This window comes from Pedobacter sp. CFBP9032 (assembly GCF_034045265.1).
GTDB lineage: Bacteria > Bacteroidota > Bacteroidia > Sphingobacteriales > Sphingobacteriaceae > Pedobacter.
Map to the genome: position 1 here is coordinate 1 of NZ_JAXCWE010000045.1, position 318 is coordinate 318.

At 30.8% G+C, this 318-nt stretch carries 1 protein-coding gene; it reads right to left on the reverse strand.

Features of this window, described 5'->3' with window-relative positions:
* Positions 1–54: 54 nt before the first annotated feature.
* Positions 55–318, reverse strand: a 264-nt coding sequence (locus SOM16_RS23085; protein WP_320466354.1) for a winged helix-turn-helix domain-containing protein, incomplete at its 5' end; no start/stop codon positions are given.

The window sequence follows — 318 nt, forward strand, 5'->3', positions numbered from 1 at the left end:
CATTTTGAATTGTTTTGCTAATTTTAAATTTTATATCGTGAATTTAACGTTCGTTTAGTTTTTAACCAAAAGTCTGAAACCTTCACCGTGTACGTTGATAATTTCTAAACCTTCATCGTCTTTCAGAAGCTTTCTAAGTTTAGCAATATAAACGTCCATACTTCTTGCTGTAAAATAGTTTTCCTTTTTCCAGATTTTTCTTAATGCTAAATCTCTAGGCATAAAGTCGTTTCTGTGAAGACAAAGCAATTTTAAAAGTTCATTTTCTTTAGGTGAAAGCTTGTATTCGTTATCACCTACTCTCAATTGTCTCAGCAT